This window comes from Aquabacter albus (assembly GCF_040049275.1).
Classification (GTDB): domain Bacteria; phylum Pseudomonadota; class Alphaproteobacteria; order Rhizobiales; family Xanthobacteraceae; genus Aquabacter.
This window is the reverse complement of the sequence record NZ_JBDZDT010000005.1, coordinates 269,244-289,301: the sequence shown is the minus strand read 5'-3', so window position 1 is coordinate 289,301 and position 20,058 is coordinate 269,244. Positions and strand designations below refer to the sequence as shown.

19 protein-coding genes and 1 tRNA gene are annotated in these 20,058 nt (G+C 66.2%); 13 read left to right on the top strand and 7 right to left on the bottom strand.

Annotation, left to right across the window (positions count from 1 at the left end):
• Window positions 1-60: 60 nt before the first annotated feature.
• Window positions 61-1,728, bottom strand: a complete 1,668-nt coding sequence (locus ABLE91_RS14090) for a Na/Pi cotransporter family protein (protein ID WP_348931550.1) — start codon at window positions 1,726-1,728, stop codon at window positions 61-63.
• A 223-nt stretch (window positions 1,729-1,951) separates the two neighbouring features.
• Here ABLE91_RS14090 and ABLE91_RS14085 point away from each other — a divergent pair.
• Window positions 1,952-2,029: transfer RNA gene (locus ABLE91_RS14085), tRNA-Pro, on the top strand.
• 36 nt (window positions 2,030-2,065) lie between these two features.
• On the opposite strand, the gene ABLE91_RS14080 is transcribed toward ABLE91_RS14085, so the two are convergent.
• Complete coding sequence (locus ABLE91_RS14080) at window positions 2,066-4,078, bottom strand: AI-2E family transporter (protein WP_348931548.1); 2,013 nt, start codon at window positions 4,076-4,078, stop codon at window positions 2,066-2,068.
• Window positions 4,079-4,269: 191 nt separating this feature from the next.
• Between ABLE91_RS14080 and ABLE91_RS14075 the strand changes: the two genes are divergently transcribed.
• From ABLE91_RS14075 to ABLE91_RS14020, 12 genes are all read left to right on the top strand, one after another.
• On the top strand, window positions 4,270-5,103 hold the full coding sequence (locus tag ABLE91_RS14075; RefSeq protein ID WP_348931546.1) for an MBL fold metallo-hydrolase: 834 nt from the start codon (window positions 4,270-4,272) through the stop codon (window positions 5,101-5,103).
• A 92-nt stretch (window positions 5,104-5,195) separates the two neighbouring features.
• Complete coding sequence (locus ABLE91_RS14070; RefSeq protein ID WP_348931545.1) at window positions 5,196-6,167, top strand: Bug family tripartite tricarboxylate transporter substrate binding protein; 972 nt, start codon at window positions 5,196-5,198, stop codon at window positions 6,165-6,167.
• A 212-nt stretch (window positions 6,168-6,379) separates the two neighbouring features.
• Window positions 6,380-6,934: a DapH/DapD/GlmU-related protein gene (locus ABLE91_RS14065; RefSeq protein ID WP_348931543.1), complete on the top strand. Its 555-nt coding sequence runs from the start codon at window positions 6,380-6,382 to the stop codon at window positions 6,932-6,934.
• A 284-nt stretch (window positions 6,935-7,218) separates the two neighbouring features.
• On the top strand, window positions 7,219-8,409 hold the full coding sequence (locus ABLE91_RS14060; RefSeq protein WP_348931541.1) for a glycerophosphodiester phosphodiesterase family protein: 1,191 nt from the start codon (window positions 7,219-7,221) through the stop codon (window positions 8,407-8,409).
• Window positions 8,410-8,529: 120 nt separating this feature from the next.
• Window positions 8,530-8,781 carry a GlsB/YeaQ/YmgE family stress response membrane protein gene (locus tag ABLE91_RS14055; protein WP_348931540.1) on the top strand — a complete coding sequence of 84 codons (252 nt, stop codon included), beginning with the start codon at window positions 8,530-8,532 and terminating at the stop codon, window positions 8,779-8,781.
• A gap of 159 nt (window positions 8,782-8,940) precedes the next feature.
• A complete protein-coding gene (gene greA, locus ABLE91_RS14050; protein WP_348931538.1) occupies window positions 8,941-9,417 on the top strand; it encodes a transcription elongation factor GreA in 477 nt (158 codons plus the stop codon).
• 213 nt (window positions 9,418-9,630) lie between these two features.
• The gene (locus ABLE91_RS14045) at window positions 9,631-10,653 is read left to right on the top strand and encodes a substrate-binding domain-containing protein (protein ID WP_348931536.1); all 1,023 of its coding nucleotides are present in this window, start codon (window positions 9,631-9,633) and stop codon (window positions 10,651-10,653) included.
• Between the two features lie 53 nt (window positions 10,654-10,706).
• Window positions 10,707-11,729 (top strand): ABC transporter substrate-binding protein, encoded by a 1,023-nt coding sequence (locus ABLE91_RS14040; RefSeq protein ID WP_348931533.1) that lies wholly within the window; start codon window positions 10,707-10,709, stop codon window positions 11,727-11,729.
• A gap of 58 nt (window positions 11,730-11,787) precedes the next feature.
• The gene (locus ABLE91_RS14035; RefSeq protein ID WP_348931531.1) at window positions 11,788-12,606 is read left to right on the top strand and encodes an ABC transporter permease; all 819 of its coding nucleotides are present in this window, start codon (window positions 11,788-11,790) and stop codon (window positions 12,604-12,606) included.
• 4 nt (window positions 12,607-12,610) lie between these two features.
• Window positions 12,611-13,414, top strand: coding sequence for an ABC transporter permease (locus tag ABLE91_RS14030; RefSeq protein WP_348931530.1), 804 nt, complete (start codon window positions 12,611-12,613; stop codon window positions 13,412-13,414).
• A complete protein-coding gene (locus tag ABLE91_RS14025; protein ID WP_348932060.1) occupies window positions 13,414-14,451 on the top strand; it encodes an ABC transporter ATP-binding protein in 1,038 nt (345 codons plus the stop codon). Before ABLE91_RS14030 ends, ABLE91_RS14025 begins: the two co-directional genes overlap by 1 nt.
• 5 nt (window positions 14,452-14,456) lie before the next feature.
• Window positions 14,457-15,287 carry a phosphodiesterase gene (locus tag ABLE91_RS14020; protein ID WP_348931529.1) on the top strand — a complete coding sequence of 277 codons (831 nt, stop codon included), beginning with the start codon at window positions 14,457-14,459 and terminating at the stop codon, window positions 15,285-15,287.
• On the opposite strand, the gene ABLE91_RS14015 is transcribed toward ABLE91_RS14020, so the two are convergent.
• From ABLE91_RS14015 to ABLE91_RS13995, 5 genes are all read right to left on the bottom strand, one after another.
• A complete protein-coding gene (locus tag ABLE91_RS14015) occupies window positions 15,284-16,015 on the bottom strand; it encodes an aspartate/glutamate racemase family protein (protein ID WP_348931526.1) in 732 nt (243 codons plus the stop codon). The genes ABLE91_RS14020 and ABLE91_RS14015 overlap by 4 nt on opposite strands.
• Complete coding sequence (locus ABLE91_RS14010) at window positions 16,012-16,344, bottom strand: AtuA-related protein (protein ID WP_348931524.1); 333 nt, start codon at window positions 16,342-16,344, stop codon at window positions 16,012-16,014. The genes ABLE91_RS14015 and ABLE91_RS14010 overlap by 4 nt, the downstream gene beginning before the upstream one ends.
• A complete protein-coding gene (locus ABLE91_RS14005) occupies window positions 16,341-17,693 on the bottom strand; it encodes an acyclic terpene utilization AtuA family protein (RefSeq protein ID WP_348931522.1) in 1,353 nt (450 codons plus the stop codon). The genes ABLE91_RS14010 and ABLE91_RS14005 overlap by 4 nt, the downstream gene beginning before the upstream one ends.
• Window positions 17,694-17,924: 231 nt before the next feature.
• Complete coding sequence (locus tag ABLE91_RS14000) at window positions 17,925-18,941, bottom strand: ABC transporter substrate-binding protein (RefSeq protein ID WP_348931520.1); 1,017 nt, start codon at window positions 18,939-18,941, stop codon at window positions 17,925-17,927.
• Between the two features lie 88 nt (window positions 18,942-19,029).
• A complete protein-coding gene (locus tag ABLE91_RS13995; RefSeq protein WP_348931519.1) occupies window positions 19,030-20,058 on the bottom strand; it encodes an ABC transporter substrate-binding protein in 1,029 nt (342 codons plus the stop codon).

Sequence of the window (20,058 nt, the reverse complement as noted above, 5' to 3'; positions counted from 1 at the left end):
AACACAGGGTATAAGCTACATTCGTACCGCCGCTAAAATTTATTAGAAGAAATACTGAGTCTATACTTGCGTTGGCTCTGGGGGTACTCGACTGGACAGCAACTCACCACCCCGCTCAAGAACGGGGTACGCCGTGCCAGAGACGAGGTGAGCGTTGATTCGCTTCAGGTCGCGCACCACTTCCAGGTGCAGGCCGCTTGCCTCGGCGGTGTCGTTCTGGCCGGCGCGCAGGCGTTCCATATGGTCCTGGGTGGCCTTGGTCTCGATGTCCCGGAAGATCGCCTTTTCCGCCGCCAGCAGGCGTGCGGCGCGGGGATCGTCGGTGACGAACAGCGCCGCCGCGGTGCGCAGGTTCGTCACCACGCGGTCGAACACGGCCGCCAGTTCCTGCTCGCCTTCGGGCGAGAAGGGGAGGCCGCGCTTCAGGCGCTTCTCGGCCACGGACAGCATGCTGTTGTCGATCACGTCGCCCGCCTGCTCCATGTTGGTGGCGAAGGCGAGGATCTCCGCGATGCGCTGCTCGTCCCGCTCGGTCAGGCCGTTGCGGTCGATGGAGAGCAGGTAGGCCTTGATGGCGCTGTTCACCTTGTCCATCACGTCGTCCAGGGTCCGGGCCGCGGCGATGGCGTCCGGCGTTCCTTTTTCCAACGCCACCCGCACGTCCTGAAGCATGGTCTCCAGCATGTCCGCGAGCCGCAGCGCCTCGCGCGCCGCATTGCCGATGGCGACCACAGGGGTCTGCATGGCGGCCGGGTTGAGGTACAGCGCCCGGGCTGGATCAGCGGGGTCCGCCTTGTCGGGGAACAGCCGGCGCAGCAGGCGCGCATAATAAGTGAGGAAGGGCAGGAAGAGCAGGGCCAGGACAAGGTTGAACAAGGTGTGGAAGTCCGCGATGGCGCGGCCTGAATCCGGCTGAAGCTGCACCATCGCCACGGAGAGCGGTTCGATCGCCACAAGGGCCACGGCGGCACCCAGAGCGCGGTTGATGAGATTGCCGAAGGGCATGCGGCGTGAGGCCGGATCGAGCGCGTTGCTCGCCTCCAGCACGGGGTTGAGCGCGCTGCCGAGATTGGCGCCGATCACCAGCGCGAAGCCCGCCTCCGGCGGCACCACGCCCTTCGCCGCCAGCGACATGGCGAGCAGCACCACCGCGACGCTGGAATGGGCGACCCAGGTGAGGAGCGCGGCGATCATCACGGCGACGATGGGTGTCGTGGAGACGGCGCCCATCAACAGGCGCAGCTGGGGTGCGTCCTCGAACGGGGTGAAGATGTCGACCAGCCGGTGGAGCGACACCAGCATCAGGCCGAGGCCGATGAGGGCCGGCGCGATCTCCTTGGAGGTGGTCGCGCCCTTTCGGCGATACATGATGACGCCCATGAGGATGAGGGCGGGGGCCAGGGCCGAAACATCGAACGAGAGCAGCTGCACCACCAGCGTGGTGCCCACGTTGGCGCCCAGCATCACCGCGAGCGCGGGCACCAGTTCCACCATTCCTGCCGCGGTGAAGCCGGCGACCATCAGGCCGGTCGCGGTGCTGCTCTGAAGCACTGCGGTGACGCCGATGCCGGCCAGGAAGGCGCGAATCTTCGTCTTGAGCGCGCCGGCCAGCAAGCTCCGCAGGTGCGGCCCGAAGGCCTCCTGCACGCCGCTTTGCACCATATGGGTGCCCCAGAGCAGCAGAGCGACGCTGCCTGCGAGGTCGAGAAGAGTGAAGGAAAAGCCCAAAACGCGTCCCCGTCCCAGCGATGGCCGCCGACAATCGCATGGCCGATGATTCCAGCCAATCCACGCCGAGGCATGGTCTTGCGGTTGGTCGGAGAGAAAATTTGCCGCTGCTAAAGAGTTGCGGCCATTGGGCTCGCGTCAGCGGCGGGCGCCTGCCCTGTGGGTGGTGGGAGGAGAGGGGCTTGTCCCCCGTGGCGTCATGGTCTAAGCCTCCGCTCCACGTCGGAGCGTAGCGCAGCCCGGTTAGCGCACTAGTCTGGGGGACTAGGGGTCGTGGGTTCAAATCCCGCCGCTCCGACCATTCCTTTTTCATCCCCGTTGTCCTTTTCGGCCCCCGTCATGCGGTGGCTGAACGGCGACGGCTGGCGGGTCGCCGTTTCGGCGCTGTGTCCGTCGGCGCCGCTGGCGCAAGCTTCGGGGCCTCCGCGGCGAAGCCGATGATTCCCGAGAGCATTTCCTCAAGATTCGTCGCAAGGATGTCGGCGGCGGTCGCCTCCTCCACCGATGCGCGCAACGCCCGATCCTCATGGGCGCCCCAGGCGCACAGCACGATGCGCGCGCTCGGCAGGTGCCGGCGCAGGCGGCGCACTGAATAGCGCATCAGGGCCACCGAGCGGGTCTCGAGCGAGGAGAGCACGACCACCGCGAAGTTTGCTCCATCCAGCCGGGAGATGCCGCTGCTCGCGAGCTGCTCCGGACCTTCCACGCGTACGGGGAGACCGTGGCGGCCCAGGAGGTCCGCCGCGAGCGCGCCCGCCGCTGCATCAAGGCCCGAGCGAACGGCGACACACATGATGGGCGCCTCGGTCTGCCAGGACGACGGCAATTGCGCCGGATCAAACACGGTGTAGGTGCGGGATGCGGCGTCTCCCGCCGTTTCCAGCGCGGCTTCCGCTTCCTGGTCGTCCGTGTCTCCGCCCGAGATGTCCTCGTGGTCCGAGAGGTTGTCCAGCAGTTCCACGACACTCGCCCGGAAGCGATCCACCCGTTCGGGGTCGAGGCTCCCGCGCTCGGCGTCACGCTCGGCGAGGCGCAGTCCGGGAAGCGCCACCTCGTTCATGTAAGACAGGAGCGTTCCCTCCTTCAGGAATTCCTCGGCTTTGCTCGTCGCCTCGGTGGGGTCGCTGGCCAGCATGCGCTGGTAGAACAGTTCGGGGGCGGTGAGGGGCGGGCGGTCCCCCAGCATCACGTCGAGATAGTCGAGCGTGTCCACGTGCCGTCCCAGCACGACGAGGCACAAGGTGAGGGGCGTCGCCAGCACAAGGCCGATCGGCCCCCACAGCCAGGTCCAGAACGTTGCTGCCGCCACCACGGCCACCGGCGAGAGGCCCGTGCTGCGGCCATAGACCAAGGGCTCGATGATGTGCCCCACCAGCGGCTCCACCACGGCGAACAGGACCGCGGTCCAAAGCGCGATGCTCCAGCCGGGGTCCACGGCGAGCGCCAGCGTCAGCGGCAGGATGGCGGCGATGGCGGCACCTATATAGGGCACGAACCGCAATACCGCGGCCAGCAGGCCCCATAGAGCGGGGCTGGGCACGCCGATGGCCCAGAGGCCAAGTCCGATCACCGTGCCGAAGGCCGCATTGAGCGCGACCTGAATGAGGAAGAAGCGGGACAGGCGTCCGGCGGCATCGTCGAGCGCGGCGGTGGTGCGCTGGAGGTCGTGCGCTCCGGCAAGGCGGATGAAGCGATTCCGCAGGTCCTCCCGCTGAAGCAGGATGAAGACGGCGAAGATGAAGATGATGCCGAGGGTGGCGAGCGGGTGCACTAGGGGCTCGACCACCGCCTGGAGCACGCCGAGGGTGCCGGGGGAGGGCTGGTGGATCTCCACCGGCATCGGCCGGCCGTCTTGGGACGGCGTTTGGGACGATTCCGGAGATGGTGCCTGTGGCCGCTCGATCTCGTTTCCCAGCTCCTGGAGCATGCGCGACAGCCGGTCGAATGTGCCCGAGCCCTCAGTCGCCTCCTTCAGCGAGCGGATCTTTTCCCGCATGGTCTGCTGGTAGCGGGGCAGATCGCCTGCCAGTTCCGCCACCTGGCTTGCCACCACCCCCGCCAGCATGATGATGGCGAGGAACGCCACGACCATGACCACTGCCACGGACAGCGTGCGCGGCACCTTGATCCGCCGCAGCACCAGGATGACCGGAGACAGGACGAAGCTGAGCAGCACCGCGAGCGCGACCGGCACGAAGACGTCGCGTCCGAAATAGAGCATGGCGACAATGGCGATGAAGCCCACCAGTGTTCCCACGGCGCCATTTCCAAGGGGGGGGCCGGAAAACCTCTCCTGTTCCGGGCGGAAGATGGGCGTGCGGGCCGCCCGGCCGTTCTGGGTGCGGTCCATTCAGGTGGCCGGGCCTGGCCGGAAGGTGGGAAAGGACACGAGCATCTCCGGAATGAGCCGGCTCGCCCGGGCAAAGGCGGAGCTTGCCAACAACGCCGCAGCGCCGGGATGGTTGCGGACATCTTGCATCCGGGGCTTGGTCGATGGCGCCAGCGGGGGTAAGGACGGAGCACACAAGCACGGGCCCCGCCATGTCCTTGACCTTCACCATTCTCGGCTGCGGTTCGTCCGGCGGCGTGCCGCGCGTCGGCCAGGGCTGGGGCGCCTGCGACCCCGACGATCCGCGAAACCGTCGCCGCCGCTGCTCGATCCTGGTGCGCCGCACCGGCCCGGGCGGTGTGACGACGGTTCTCGTGGACACCTCGCCGGACCTGCGCGAGCAGCTTCTGGATGCCGGCGTCACCCATATCGACGCCGTTTTGTTCACCCATTCCCATGCCGACCACACCCACGGCATCGATGATCTGCGCCCGCTGGTGATCCATAACCGCCACCGGCTTGATGTCTTCCTCGATGAGGAGACCTCCTCGGCGCTCCATGCGCGGTTCGGCTATTGCTTCCAGACCCCGCCGGGCGGGGTCTATCCGCCCATTCTCACCGAGCACCGGTTCCGGGAGGGGCGGATGATCGAGGTGAGCGGGGCAGGGGGCACCATCTCGGCCCTGCCTTTCCGCCAGCATCACGGCGAGATCGACTCCTTCGGCTTCCGCTTCGGGGACGTGGCCTATTCCAGCGACGTCAGCGCCTTCCCGCAGAACAGCCTGGAGCATCTGGACGATCTCGACGTGTGGATCCTCGACGCGCTGCGCGACCTGCCCCATCCCACTCATTTCTCGGTGCAGGAAGCGCTGGACCATATCGCCGCCAAGACGCCGCGCCGGGCGATCCTGACCAATCTGCATACCGATCTGGACTACCGGGCCCTGGCTGCCCGGCTGCCGCAGAATGTGACGCCGGCGTTCGATGGGATGACGTTCGAGGTCGCAGATGCGGTTTCAGTTCAAGGTGAGAAGGCCGCCACATAGGCTTGTGATTTCGTGGTTTTTCGATCTCACTTAAACCTCGAAGACAGCGGCGTTGCCTCTGCCGCACGTCCAATAAGAGTTGGGGAGGGGACATGAAACGCTTCGCTGTCGCGCTGATCGCGCCCTTGGTTGCCATCCTCCTGGCCTGGCCGGCGGCGGCCCAGGAATGGCCGGCTAAGCAGCCGGTGAAGATCATCGCGCCCTTCGGTCCGGGCTCGACGCCGGACATGGTGGCGCGGCTGATCGCCGACTATCTCCAGCATAAATTCGGACAGGCCTTCATCGTCGAGAACCGGGCCGGCGCCAGCGGCAATCGCGGCACCGATGCGGTCGCCAAGGCGGAGCCGGACGGTTACACCATCGGCGTCTCCATCGGCGGCCCGCTCGGCGTCAATGCCGTGCTGTTCGGCAATTTGCCCTACGATCCCGCCAAGGACTTCGCGCTCGTGACCCTTTTGGTGACGCAGCCGAGCGCGCTTGCCGTGAATACCGCGCTCGGCGTCAATTCGGTCTCCGAGCTGATCGACCTGCTGAAGAAAAATCCCGGCAAGTACAATTACGGGTCCATCGGCAACGGCTCGCTGTCGCAGCTTGCCATGGAGGCCATCGGGCTCGCGAGCGGTACGCAGATGGTGCATGTGCCCTATAATTCCTCGCCCGCCGCCGTGACCGCCCTGATCCAGAACGATGTCCAGGTCGCCTGCCTGCCGGCGATTTCGCTGACGCCGCTGGTGGGCACCAAGCCGATCAAGATCCTCGCCATTTCCACGGCCCAGCGCTCGGCGCTGCTGCCGGGCATTCCCACGCTGAAGGAGAGCGGCATCGACGTGGAGGCGGAGGCCTGGAGCGGCCTGATCGCGCCGGCCAAGACCCCGGAGCCGATCCTCGACAAGCTGCGCGCGGCTGTCACCGAAGCGCTGGAAAGCCCGGCCATCAAGGAGAAGCTGGCAACCCAGCTCATGGAGCCGATCCCGAGCACGCCGGCCCAGTTCCGCGCCCGCATCGATGCCGACCTTGCCCGGTGGACCCGGGTGATCCGGGACGCCCATATCCAGGTGAATTGAACGGCGCGGGATTGCGCCGGCCGGGCGAAGCGTCAAAGCATCGCCCGGCGCTGCCTGGGGCAGGTTGGGCACTGTTAAAAAGCAGGTTCGCGCCAAATCCGCGGGCACACGCAGCGACAGGTCGAGACGTGATCTCGAACCGACGCCGTGCATCTCGCTGCCGTCGTCATACGCCGTACGCTCGCTCGATCTTGCTCGCAGGAAAACAACGAATGGCGAATGATCGCACCAAGGTAATTCCCCGGAGAACGCCGGAATCAGCGGCCATGTCGGAAAACGTCAAACGCGCGATGGCGATCACCGCCACGCTCAACCGTTTGACGTTCAACGATGCGGCCGAAGTCCGCGCCGTGTTCAGCGATCTCATCGGCAAGAAAGTGGACGACAGCTTTTTGTTGATACCGCCATTCTACACGGCCAGTGGGGTCGACATCACCGTCGGGCGCAATGTCTTCGTGAATCAGAATTGCACTTTCTATGACCTTGGCGGACTCGACATTGCCGATGACGTGATGATCGGGCCGAACGTGAGCATCATCACGACTGGCCACCCCATTGAACCTTCCCAGCGGCGCGCCTGCGTGATCGCAAAGCCCATCGCGATCGAGAGAAACGTCTGGATTGCGGCCGGCGCAATCATCATCGGCGGAGTGACGGTGGGCGAAAACTCTGTTGTCGCGGCAGGTTCCGTGGTCACCAAGGACGTTCCCCCGAATACCCTTGTCGGAGGAAACCCGGCGAGGGTCATTCGTTCGATCGCCGACTGAGAAAACGTCTGTCACGACGCGCAGTTTGATGCCGAGAAGACCCCGGCGATGCTCATGAAAGCGACGCTCCTGCTCCTGCGGTCATCCGCTGGTCATCGGAGCGTTGGACCTTGCGCGACCGGACATTCAAGCTGGCCATGAAGGCCGGAACACACCGGATTTCCTGCGCGACCATTTCCCCTTGCGGGCTTCCTCCCGCTTCCGGGCCAATCATGGGCTGTCGAATGAACCGGACATCTCGCATTTTCACTTGTTTCGCATTGCTGGTGCTGGCCTGCGCATCGATGGCTGAAGCGCGCGCGCAGGAGAGCCGGCCGCAAGCCCAGCTCGGGCCGCGCCCTTTCTATCTGGTGGACGATCTCGACGACGGCCCGCTGAAGGACAGGCTGAAGCAGTGCGAGGCCGGCCCGTTTTATCCGTCGAGCTTCTCCATCGCGCATCGCGGCGCGCCCCTGCAGTTTCCGGAGCACACGCGGGAGGCCTATGTCGCCGGCGCCAAAATGGGCGCAGGCATCATGGAATGCGACGTGACCTTCACCAAGGATCGCCAGCTCGTCTGCCGCCACGACCAGTGCGACCTTCACACGTCCACCGACATCCTCGCCCGGCCCGCGCTCGCCGCGAAATGCTCCACGCCGTTCTCGCCGGCGGACCCCGCAACCGGCAGGAAGGCCGAAGCCCGATGCTGCACCAGCGACCTGACGCTGGCGGAGTTCCGCACCCTGCGCGGCAAGATGGACGGCGCCAACGTGAATGCGACAAGCGTCGGCGAATACATGAACGGCACGCCGGGCTGGCGCACGGATCTCTACGCTGCGACCGGCACGCTCATGACGCACAAGGAGAGCATCGCCCTGTTCAAGTCGTTCGGCGTGAAGTTCACGCCGGAGCTGAAAGCGCCTCGCGTGCCGATGCCGTTCGACGGCGACTACACCCAGGATGCCTTCGCTCAGCAGATGATCGACGAATACAAGGAAGTCGGGGTCAACCCGCAGGATGTGTTCCCCCAGACCTTCCAGCTGCGTGATATCATCTACTGGCTGAAGGCCGAGCCCAAGTTCGGCGCGCAAGCGAGCCTGCTCGACGAGCGCGACACGCAACCGGGCTTCGACAATATGAAGCCAGAAACCTGGAAGCCGTCGATGAAGGAACTGGCGGATGCGGGCTTGAGGACCCTTGCCCCGTCCATGCCGATGCTGGTGACCCTTGATGCGAACAAGGCCATCGTCCCGTCCGCATTCGCGCTGGCGGCCAAGGCGGCAGGGCTCCGGCTCATCACATGGTCGCTGGAACGCTCGGGCACCCTCGCCGACGGTGGCGGCTATTATTACAGCACCATCAAGCCGGTCATCCACAAGCCGGGTGACACCTACCGGCTTCTCGATGTTCTGGCGCGGGATGTCGGGGTCGCCGGCGTGTTCTCCGACTGGCCAGCGACCGTCACTTACTACGCCAATTGCACGGGCCTCAAATAGGGAGCCCCACCGCGGATTCGGCAAACACAGCCATCAATCAAAAGGCGTAGTGCGCATAAGCGCCCTCGCGGAACCCTTCACGAGCGTGGCCGTTGATGGCCGTCAACCTTGGAGGGCGTTATGGGCATCATCTGGACCATCATCATTGGATTTGTCGCCGGCGTCGTCGCAAAGCTGATCCATTCGGGGCCAAACGAGCCTCAGGGCTTCATCCTGACCACCATTCTCGGCGTGATCGGCGCTTTCGTCGCGACCTACCTTGGTCAGGCAGTCGGCTGGTATCAGCCGGGCCAGGGCGCGGGCTTGATTGGAGCTGTGGTCGGCGCCCTGATCGTCCTCTTCGCGTGGGGAATGATTGCGCGTCGGGCTTAGTTCGGGGCTGCATTATCCTCGAACTTGTCGTTGTAAGCGAGTGGCTCGTTCTCAAGCGGCGGCTCGTGGCCTTGCTTTGCGCGTCTCGGTTTGGTCACAGGGTTGAACGACTCTGTATTTTCGTTCACACGCACGCACCCTGTGGAAGCCCGTAGAAACATGTCCGTCGCCTTCACGCGTGAAAATGACCTGGAAGCCACCGCTGCTGATCTACCGGACAGGCCGATCTCGCCGCATCCCAATCTGGTGACGGCAACCGGGCTGGCCGCGCTCGACGCGGCTTTGGCAGAGGCGCGTGCAGCGTATGCGGCGGCGCAGACTGGCGACGTGCAGGCCGACCGCACGGCGATGGCGCGTGCCACCCGGGACCTGCGCTATTACAGCGCCCGTCGGGCCAATGCTCAATTGATCGAGGGCGTTCCCGGTCCCCAGACGGTGCAGTTCGGAACCACTGTCACACTCGATCGCGCGGACGGCCGCCGCCAGACATTCCGCATCGTCGGCGAGGACGAGGCGGATCCGGCCAGCGGCTCGGTGTCATATGTCTCTCCGCTGGCCAGTGCCGTGATGGGCAAGGCGGTGGGTGACGTCGCCATGGTTGCTGGTCGCGAAGTGGAAGTGGTGGAGATCATCTAAGGTCCTCCGCCGATGCGGCCGGCTTCCTGGATGATGATCGAAGCGCCGGAAGCCAGCGCCATCAAACCCGTTGCACAACATTAGAAGACCGAGGCTTCGCTCCTGAGCGGCGGGGCCAGGCGTCTCCGGCGGCGTCATAAGGCTGTAACGGCGTTCCGGTAGCAGCGCTGTGAAAACGGTTACACAGCCGGTTCACGCATTGCAGGATCCCTCGTGCCGCGCCCCGTCACCATCCGCACCGTCGCCCTCAAGGCGGGCTGCTCCATCGCCACGGTCAGCCGCGTCATGAACGGGACCGCCAGGGCGAGCGCCCAGGTGGAAGCGCGGGTGAGGACGGCGATGGCGGAACTCTCCTTCCGGCCAAGCGAGATCGGACGCGCGCTGAAGACGCTGCGCACCCGCACCCTCGGCGTCGTCATCCCGAGCCTCACCAACCCGGTGTTCGCAAGCTCCGTGGCCGGCATCGAGGCAGAGGCGCGCAACCGCGGGCATGTGCTGCTCGTCACCGCCACGGATTATGATCCCGCCCGCGAGCGGGAGCTGGTGGACACGCTGGTGGCCCAGAGCGTCGCCGGCCTCGTCATCACGGTGGCCGACCCCGACGACAATCCCACCCTCGACCATCTGGACGCCGAGGGCATTCCCTATGTGCTCGTCTATAACGAGCCGCTGCGGGCGGAGCGGGCGGCCGTCACCGTGGACAATGCCGCCGCCGGGCAGACCCTGACAGAGGCCCTGATTGCGCTGGGGCACCGGCGCATCCTGTTCGTGGCCGGGCGCTTCTCCACATCGGACCGCTCGCGCCTGCGCCACCAGGGCTACATCGCGGCCATGGGAAAGGCGGGCCTTGAGCCCGCGCCGGTGCTGGAACTCGACTATATGGGCGATGCCGACGCGCATCGCAGCGCACTTATCGGGCTCCTCGGGACGCCCAAGCGCCCCACCGCGCTCGTCTGCTCCAACGATTTGCTCGCCCTTTCCATCGCTGCGGCGGTGCGGGACATGGGGCTCGACGTGCCCGGCGATGTCTCGGTGGCGGGCTTCGACGGCATCTCCATCGGTCGGCTCGTCTCACCCGCGCTCTGCACCATCGACCAGCCCACGCGCCGGATGGGCGAGCGGGCCGTGGAGCGCCTTTTCGATCTCTTCGACGGCAGCGGCTCCCGCACCGTTGAGCACCTGCCGTTCCACCTGCGCCCCGGCGGAACCATCGCCGTGGCGCCCAGCCCTGCGTGATGCGTCAAGCCCGAGTATCGCGTCCCCCCGCGACCAACTGGAAAGACCAAGGCATGAAATTCACAGCGCTGAAGAGCCTCATCGCCGCCCCGCTGCTGGCGGCGGCCGTCCTGCCCGCTTCCGCTCCCGCCGCGAGCGCCGCGGACGCCATCTGCTACAACTGCCCCACCGAATGGGCGGACTGGGGCAGCATGCTGAAGGCCATCAAGGCCGATACCGGCGTCGACGTACCCCCGGACAACAAGAATAGCGGCCAGTCGCTCGCCCAGATCATCGCCGAGAAGGCGAGCCCGGTGGCGGATGTGGCCTATCTCGGCGTCACCTTCGGCATCAAGGCGAAGGATGTCGGCGTCACCCAGGCCTATGAGCCCAAGCATTTCTCCGAGATCCCCGCTGGCCTCAAGGACCCGCAGGGCCATTGGTTCACCATCCATTCCGGCACGCTCGGCCTGTTCATCAACAAGGACGCCCTCGGCGGCGCGCCGGTCCCGGCCTGCTGGTCGGACCTCTTGAAGCCCGAGTACAAGGGCATGGTGGGCTATCTCGACCCCTCCAGCGCCTTCGTCGGCTATGTGGGCGCGGTGGCGGTCAACACCGCGCTCGGCGGCTCGCTGGACAATTTCAATCCCGGCATCGACTTCTTCAAGAAGCTCTCCGCCAACGCGCCCATCGTGCCGAAGCAGACCTCCTACGCCCGCGTGGTCTCCGGCGAGATCCCGATCCTGTTCGACTACGACTTCAACGCCTATCGCGCGAAATACAGTGAGAAGGGCAATTTCGCCTTCGTCATTCCCTGCGAGGGCACCCTGGTGGTCCCGTATGTGATGACCATGGTGAAGAACGATCCACACCCCGAGGCGGCCAAGAAGGTGCTGGACTATGTCCTCTCCGACAAGGGCCAGGCCATGTGGGCGGCCGCCTATCTGCGTCCCGTGCGCGACATGCCGCTGCCGAAGGAGGTAGCCGAGCGCTTCCTGCCCGCCACCGACTATGCCCGCGCCAAGCCTGTGGACTACGGCAAGATGGAGACCGTCCAGAAGGGCTTCTCCGACCGTTACCTCGCCGAGGTGAAATGAGCGTCTTGCACTCCGCCGCAGCCGGTCGCCCGGCTGCGGCATTTCAAGAGGGGCTTGCATGAACAGCGCTGACCGGCTTGCGCGGGTGATGCTGCTGCCGCTCGGCGTGTTCGTGCTCGCCTTCTTCCTGTTGCCCCTGGTGCGCGTCGTGCTGGTGGCGGGGGAGGGGCCGAACGGGCCGGCGGAATATCTCGTGGTGCTGACCAATCCGCGGCATCTTTCGACGCTCATCTCCACCCTCGTCCTCTCCGCCGGCGTGACACTCGTGACGCTCGCCATCGGTGTGGTGGTGGCGCTGTTCCTGGCGCGGAACCGCTTTTATGGGCGGTCCCTTCTCGTTTCCATGCTCACCTTGCCGCTGGCCTTCCCGGGCGTGGTGGTGGGTTTCATGATCATCCTCTTCGCCGGCCGGCAAGGGCTCGTCGGCGGCTTCACGCAAAGCCTCGGCCTCGGCAAGGTGGTGTTCGCTTATTCCATGGCCGGACTGTTTGCGGGCTATGTCTATTTCTCGCTGCCGCGCGTGCTGGTGACGCTGATGGCAGCGGTGGAGAAGCTCGACCCGGCCTTGAGCGAGGCGGCGCGCTCGCTGGGCGCTGGGCGCTTCGCGGTGCTGCGGGACGTGACTTTGCCTGGGCTCGCGCCGGCCCTGATGGCGTCCGGCGCAGTCGCTTTCGCCACCGCCATGGGCGCGTTCGGCACCGCCTTCACGCTGGCGACCCGCATCGACGTGTTGGCCATGACCATCTACACGGAGTTCACGCTGGCCGCGAACTTCTCCACCGCCTGCGCGCTCTCGCTGGCCCTGGGGCTCATCACCTGGGGCGTGCTGGCGGCCACGCGCAGCTTCGCCGGCTCCGGCGTCGCGGCGGCAGGGTAGGGCGATGCGCACGAGCCCCCTTATCTTCGCCTTCCAGCTCCTCGTGACGCTCGCCACCGCAGCCTTCCTTGTGGTGCCGGCGGTCACCTCCATCCTCGCGGGTGTGACGGTCAACTATTTCCAGGGCGTGCGCTCGGGCCTCACGCTCGACTGGGTGGCGCAGGTGTGGGGCCTCTATGCGCCGACCATCTTCCGCTCTATCGCCATTGCGCTTGGCACGCTCGCCGTGACGCTCCTCATCGGTGTGCCCGCCGCCTGGGCGCTGGTGAGGAAGCCGAGCCGCCTGACCCGTCTCGTGGAGGAAATCGTCACCTTGCCGGTGGCGATCCCCGGCCTTGCTCTCGCCCTCGCCTTGATCCTCGCCTATGGCGGCATCCGCGCGTTCCGGGCCAGTGATGCCTTCATCCTCGTCGGCCACGTGCTCTACACGCTGCCCTTCATGCTCCGCTCTGTCATGGCGGTGCTCGCTGCCGTGGATGTGCGCACGCTCGAGGAGGGGGCGGCGAGCCTCGGCGCCTCGCCCTGGCAGCGCTTTATCCAGGTGGTAGTGCCCAATGCGCGGCCCGGCATCATCGCCGGCGCGCTGATGGTGGTGACGCTCTCCATCGGCGAGTTCAATCTCACCTGGATGCTGCACACGCCGCTGACCCAGACCCTGCCCGTGGGCCTCGCCGACAGCTACGCCTCCATGCGGCTGGAGATCGCCAGCGCCTATACGCTCCTCTTTTTCCTCATGATCGTGCCCCTGCTGCTCGCCATCCAGTTTGCCGGCCGCGAGCATCGGGCCGACCGGAAGGCCCGGCCATGATGATCATTCCCCACGGCGCCGCCATTAGCCTGTCGGGCTGCGCTAAGACCTTTGCCGACGGCACCCGCGCGCTGGAGCCGCTCGATCTCTCCATCGCTGCCGGGGAGACCCTGGTGCTGCTCGGCCCCTCCGGCTGCGGCAAGACCACGACGCTGCGCATCATCGCCGGACTGGAAGCCCCTGATACGGGAGGGACGGTGGCTTTCGACGGCACGGACGTGACCCGCTTGCCCATCGAGAAGCGGCATGTGGGCATGGTGTTCCAGTCCTATGCCCTTTTCCCCAATATGAGCGTGATCGAGAATGTCGCCTACGGCCTGCGGGTGCGCGGCGTCCCCAGGGCGGAGCGGCTGCGGCGTGCCGCAGAGGTGCTGGAGATGATGCGCATCGGCACCCTTTCGGCGCGGCGCATCGACCAGCTCTCCGGCGGACAGCGCCAGCGCGTGGCGCTTGCTCGCGCGCTGGCGGTGCGGCCCCGTGCTATCCTTCTCGACGAGCCGCTGACAGCGCTCGACGCCGCCTTGCGCGAGCACCTGCGCGCCGAGATCGACGCCCTGCTGCGTTCGCTTGCCATCACCGCCATCTATGTCACCCACGACCAGGCGGAGGCGCTGGCGCTGGGCGACCGCATCGTGGTGATGCGCCAGGGCGCCATCGCCCAGATCGGCACGCCGCGCGAGGTCTATTTCCGGCCGGCCGACGCCTTCGTCGCCGGCTTCGTGGGCGTCACCAACCGCCTTGAGGGCCAGGTGCGCGATGGCCGTTTCGAGACCGCCGCCGGCACGCTGCCCCATCCCGGCGCCGCCAGCGCGGAGGCTGTGATCGCCTTTCGGCCGGAGAGCGCGCGCCTGTGCCGCCGAGATGAGGCGCCGCTGCGCTTCACCGTCGCCCAGGTGCACTTCCTCGGCGCCCGCCAGCGCGTCGTGCTGACCGCCGGCGTGAGCCGCATCGTCGTCGAGGCAGAGCCGCAGGAGCCGATCGCCGTCGGCGATGAGGTCGGCCTCATCCTCGATCCCTCCCGCCTCGTCCCGGTCTGACCGCCATGCTCCTCGCCCAGCTCACCGACACCCATATCCGCGCACCCGGAAGCCTCGCCTATGGTGTGGTGGACACCGCTGCCTTCCTGGAGCGCGCAGTGGCCCATCTTGCCGCGCGCGCGCCCCGCCCGGATGCTTTGATCGTGACTGGCGACCTCACCGACTTCGACCGGCCGGAGGAATATGCCCGCTTCAAGGCTCTGACGGCGGGCCTGCCCATGCCGATCTTCCCCATTCCCGGCAACCATGACAGCACGCAGGGTCTTGCGGTCGCCTTTCCCCACATCGCGGCGAGGGGGCAGGGGGGCAAGCTGAACTACGTGGTGGACGACTTCGCGCTCCGCCTTGTGATGCTGGATTCCAGCGTGCCGGATGCGCCCTACGGCCTCTTGGGCGGCGAGACGCTGGCCTGGCTCGACGCCGCGCTTGCTGTGGCGCCCGACCGGCCGAGCCTCGTGGCGCTGCACCACCCGCCTTTCCTCACCGGCATACGCCACATGGACGTGCAGAACCTTCAGGACGCGTCCGCGCTGGAGGCGGTGCTGGGGCGCCACCACCACGTGCTGGCGCTGGTCTGCGGCCATGTCCACCGCACGGTCCTGACCAGCTTCGCGGGCCGGCCGGCCTCCATTTGCCCCTCGCCGGCGCATGCGGTGAGCCTCGATCTCGACCCCGAAGCACACCCGACCTTCCACCTGGAACCGCCGGGTGTGCACCTGCATCGCTTTGCCGGGGGCGGGCTTGTGACCCATCTCGACTTCATCGGCGCCTATGACGGGCCGCACCGCTTCTTCGACGCCGACAACCAGATGCTGGACGGCACGGTCCGCGATTAGTCGCGCACACGGCCCCGCGTGTCTTCTACAGAACCCCGGGGAGCCAATAGGGTGCGGAGCCGCGAGACGGCGCTTGCAGGCGTGGTGAGGACGGGAACCCCCGTCCTGCGCGCCGCTGTCGGCGCGGCGCGTGCCATGGAGAAGTGCCCGAGCACCACGGCATCTCCTTGTGGAAGGGTGCTGACAGCCGCGGCGATCAGCGCGTCATGTCGTTCCGTGTCTCCGCGTTTCAGTGCGTCCAGAGCGCCCTCGACAACGTATCCCTCCAGGTGGAGATCGCTCCCGGTCTCTTCGGCCACCTGCTTCATGTCCGCCGACATGGCCGATAAGGCGGGCGGGAAGGTGACCACCAATGCGATGCGCGGACCAAGTGCGAGCGCCTCTGCGAAGGCGGCCTCGTTCGGCTTCAGGACTGGAATGGCGAGGTCAGCCTTCACCGCATCGATGGCAGCGCCGAAAGCGGAGCAGGTGAACAGGATGGCGTCAGTCCCGCCCCCCGAAGAGCCGGTGTCGGCGGCGTAACGGCCGATGGCGCGGAAACGCTCCACCATGCCGTGGGTGATGGCGCCGTCCGCCGCAAGATCATCGGACAGGGACGTGTCCAGGAGGTCGTAGGCCCGCGCCTGCGGCCATTCCGAGGCGAAGGCATCATGGATTGGCCCGACAGCCTCCTTCAGGGCGTGAACCAGCATGATGCGCGGCCGGGAGCCCGGTGAGGAAGCGCTCATGCTTCGGTCCGCGGGGATGGATCGGGCAACTCGATGGCCAGCATCACGTTGCACAGGCTCTTCCCATGAATGTCCTGCGCGAGCGACCGGGTGACGCCACCGCCAAGTGCGCGCTCGATGACAAAGTTGAATGCCTTGAGATTGGGAATCTCATAGCGCGTCACCGGCCCCTTCGCGATGTGGCGGAAGGCGTGGAGAACCCGTTCCGGGGTCAGCGCGTGGCGCAGGAAATCCCAGTCCTTTGCGTCGTAGCAGATGACCGAGACGTTGGAGGTGTCGCCTTTGTCGCCGGTGCGCGAGTGGGCGAGATCATAGACGCGGACGCTCATAGCTGGCCCTCCACCGCAATCTGCGGATTGACGAACTGCCGGGGCAAAAGGACGGACTTGACCGCGAGCACGTCGCGCACGCGCGGCTCGCACGCGCCGCCGGCACCACCGGGGCCGTGGATATGCATGGCGCGGGTCTCGAAGCCGATGGCGTGGGCGGCCTTGTAGTTGTCGGTGCGGCCGGCGAGCCGCAGACGCACCTCGTAGGGTTCGGGCCGGGACTCCGGGTCGCCGTGAAGGCTCGACATGCCAATGAGGTCCACGCGGAAATCATCATAGGTGAAGCCGCGCAGGCGCAGACGCTCCTTCACCACCTCCGCCGCCCACTTGGCGCGCGCAACGGCATCAATGCCGCCATAGGACACTTCACCCTCGCCGATATAGCCCTCGGCATGGCCAATGGTGACCTTCAGGGAGGCGGTGCGCGGCCGGGCCACGGCGCCGCGTACCCGCACCTGGTCCGCGCCCTCCTGGGTCAGGCTGAGGCCGGTGATGTCGAGGACGCAGTCGGGGGTGATGTAGGCCGTGGGATCGTGCATCTCATAGATGAGCTGCTCGGTGCAGGTCATCACATCCACGCGCCCCCCTGATCCGGGCGTCTTCGTCACCAGGACCGAGCCGTCATCTCCCACCACCGCGAGCGGATAGCCGACGCGGGCGAGGTCGGGGACCTCCTTCTTGCCCGGCCAGCCGAAGCAGCCGCCGGTGACCGAGGCGGTGCATTCCAGGAGGTGGCCCGCCGCGGTGCCCTGCGCCAGGAGGGAATAATCGTCATAGGACCAGCCGAACTCGTGCATCATGGGTGCGACGAACAGGGAGGGATCTGCGACGCGGCCTGTCAGCACGATGGGCGCGCCCGTAGCCAGCGCCTCGCAGATGACGTCGGCGCCGAGATAGGCGTTGGCGGAGGCCACCTTGGGCAGGATGGATTCCAGAGGCTCACCGGTCTCCAGGATGGTCAGCTCGGGATGGTGGCGGATGACGGAGGAGACGTCATCACCCAGCACCACCGCCACCGGCACGTCGCCGAGGCCGAGATCCTTCGCCTCGCGCCGCGCGGCCCGTGCCCCGCCGAGCGGGTTGGCCGCGCCCATATTGCTGACGATGCGGATGTTCTTTTCCATGCAGGTGGGCAGGACCATGCGCAGGCGCTCATGGAGGGAGGGCGTGTAGCCCTTGTCCGGATCCTTGGTGCGGGAGAGGTTCTCGCGGGCGACCGTGCGCTCGGCGAGGCATTCAAACACGAGATAATCGAGGTTGCCCCGCTCCGCCAATTCCAGGGCCGGGACCATCCGGTCGTCGGATGTGCCGGCGCCCGAGCCGATGCGTATAGACTTGCCGCTGCCCATGGAGGGCCTCCATTCCTTCTTATCCCGGGCACCCAATATTGAAAATAAAAGTGCTCGGGTAAGCTTTGATTTATTTCGCTACGCGAGGAGGCGGAATGTATTCGTCTCTTCGTTGGGCGCCAGATTTGATGAGCCGGCCTTCACCGTCCAATTATCTTTGCGGGCGCGGGCATAATGGCCGTTTATGGGGCGGTGGGTGGTGCGAGGTCGCCGCCCGGCCATGGCGGCCCATCAATTGCCGGGCAGGTCGTAGACGATGGGGAAGAACAGCTCCTTCCAGTCGGCCGGGACCGTCTGGATCTGGCCGATCTTCTTCAGGTGCTGCGCCGTGATCATCGTGCCGAGGGGGGTGATCTCCCACCCCACATTATGCCCGCCGATGATCGAGACGATCATGTCGAGGTCGGTCTTGTCGCCGGGATTGGCCGCCTTGTAGATCTGCGCCGCCCGCAGCCGGTCGGTGTTGATGAGCGCAATCGAGGCCTCCAGTGCCTTGCGGAAGGCGAGGAGAAGGTTCGGGTTGGCGGCGTAGAATTTCTCGGTGGTGTAGACGAGGCCGTTCGACACTGGCTGGCCCACCACGTCCTCGGTCTCCATCACCTTATGCATGCCCGGTACGGCGAGCTCGAAATCCGCATAGGGCGGTGCTGTGAAGTGGGCGGTGATCTCGGTATTGCTCAGCAATGCCGCCATCCCGTCCGGGTGCGAGCGGGAGACCGTCAGCGGATCCAGCTTGCGTATGCCTTGAGGCCCAAACGCCTTTTCCGCGGCCATCTGCAAATAGATGGCCTGGGTGGAGGAGCCGACGGCGGGAAGCGCGATGCGGTCCTTGTCGGTGAAGTCCGCCACCGTCTTCACGTCCGGCCGCCGCGTCACCAGGGTGAAGGGCATATGGCCGTAGCCGAACATGGCCCGCACCAGCTTGCCGCGGCTCTTGTCCCACAAGGTCAGGAAGCTGGTGGCGCCGGTGCAGGCGAGATCGATACTGCCCGACAGAAGCGCATCGTTGAGCTGAGGCCCGCCCGCTGTCCGGATCCAGGTGACCTCGACATCGCCAAGCCCCATCTTCTTGGCCTCCGCCTCGACGAGGTGCTCGTGCTCCATCACCATGAAGGCGAGATAGGTGAGGCCATACTGGAACCCCACACGCAGCTTGCCGGCATCGGCAAAGGCCTGCCCCGCCCAGCCGACCCACAGCGCGCAGAGGGCCATGGCCACGGACCTGCGGCTCCATCGCATCATTGGCATCGTTTCCTCCCCTGCCGATCCGGGACGACTGACGCGTCCTCTGGCGATCATCTTACGGGTTGCCGTCCGGGGCGCGCAGGCGCCCCGGTCAATTGCCGGGAAGGTCCGCCGCCGTGGCGTGGAACAGCTCGGTCCAGGCCTTCGGCTCGTGCTTGATGGCGCCGGTCTTGAACATGAAGGTCGCGAAGTCCATCGCACCGGCGGGCACGGTCGTGTATTCGACCTCGGGATCGGCCACCATCTTGGTCACCGCATCCACGGTGCTCTTGTCGTTGTTCATGGCGAGATAGATCTCGGCGGCGCCGCGCGGATTGGTCTTGATAAAGGCGTTAGCCTCCTCCTGGGCCGCGCGAACGATGGCGACCACCTTGGGATTGGCAGTGACGAAGCTGGTCATGGCCAGCATGGCGCCGTTGGTGTGGGGGCGTCCCAGCACCTCGTAGGAGGTGAGCACCTTGTGGATGCCCGGCGTGTCGAGCTCGTAATAATAATAGGGCGAGGAGGCGAAATGGGTGCTGATGTCGCCGCTATTGCTGATCAGCGCGGCGGTGGCGTCGGGATGCGCCCGGTTGATGGCCAGGGGATCGAGCCGGGCATAGTTGGCCTGGCCCCATTCCTTGGCGGCGGCCATCTGCAAGACGATGGCGTGGACAGAGACCTTCACCGCCGGCACCGCAATCTTGTCCTTCTCGGTGAAGTCCTTGACGGACTTGACCGCGTCATTGCGGGTGACGAGGTAGAGCGGCATGGATTGGAGCGACCATAGCCCCTTCACTTCCCGCGAGGTCCCAACCGTCCGGTCCCAGAGCGTGAAGAGCGAGGGCATGCCGTTGCCATACATATCGAGCCGGCCGCCCAGCATGGCATCGTTGAGCTGGCTCGGGCCTGCGAGGACGATATAGGTCGCCTTCAGCGCGGGCATGCCGGCGGCTGCCGCGTGTTTTTCCACCAGCTTGAAATGCTCCATGATCATCAGCGGAAGGAAGGGGAGGCCCGGCTGGCGCCCGATCCGCACTTCCTGGACCTCCGCCTGGGCGGCCCCGAGCGAAACGATGGCGCACAGGACCAGCGCGCACGCCGCCAATGCTCCGCGCATGGCCGATCGGGCATTTCTCAT